This window comes from Dapis hubbardiae BLCC-M172 (assembly GCF_050016015.1).
In the GTDB taxonomy this organism is placed as follows: Bacteria; Cyanobacteriota; Cyanobacteriia; order Cyanobacteriales; family Microcoleaceae; genus Trichodesmium.
Genome location: NZ_JBNHEQ010000040.1, coordinates 27,689 through 28,553, shown reverse-complemented (window position 1 = coordinate 28,553; position 865 = coordinate 27,689). Strand labels below are relative to the sequence as shown.

Here is an 865-nt window from a genome sequence, read left to right as displayed (position 1 = left end):
ACCACTGAGAAAACTTTAGAAGATGTCAATGAAACAGACGTTGGTAGTATTGTTACAGGTGTTGCTGGAATAGCAGGTTTAGCAGGAATAGTAGGAGCAGGTTTAGCAGAGACTCCAGAAGAAACTCCAGAAGAAACTCCAGAAACTTCTACCACTGACACAACCGCAGAAAATGTCAATGAAACAGACGTTGGTAGTATTGGTACAGATATTGCCGGAATATCAGATTTAGTAGAGACTCCAGAAGAAACTCCAGAAGAAACTGCAGAAACTTCTACCACTGACACAACCGCAGAAGATACCAATGAAACAGAGGTTGGTAATATTGTTACAGGTTTAGCAGGAATAGCAGGTTTAGCAGGAATAGCAGGAGCAGGTTTAGTAGAAACTCCAGAAGAAACAACAGAAGAAACAACAGAAGAAACTACAGAAGTTCCTACCACTGACACAACCCTAGAAGATGTCAATAAAACAGACATTGGTAGTATTGGTACAGATATTGCCGGAATATCAGGTTTAGTAGAGACGCCAGAAGAAACTCCAGAAGAAACTGCAGAAACTTCTACCACTGACACAACCGCAGAAGATACCAATGAAACAGAGGTTGGTAATATTGTTACAGGTTTAGCAGGAATAGCAGGTTTAGCAGGAATAGCAGGAGCAGGTTTAGTAGAAACTCCAGAAGAAACTGCAGAAACTCCTACCACTGACACAACTTCAGAAGATACCAATGAAACAGACGTTGGTGCTATTGGTATAGGTATTGCCGGAATAACAGGAACTGGAATAGCAGGAGCAGGTTTAATAGAGACTCCAGAAGAAACTGCAGAAACTCCTACCACTGACACAACTTCAGAAGATACCA

At 41.5% G+C, this 865-nt stretch carries 1 pseudogene; it reads left to right on the top strand.

Annotated features, from left to right (window positions below):
• A pseudogene (locus ACP6PK_RS04475) lies at window positions 1–865 on the top strand (hypothetical protein); the annotation flags it as partial.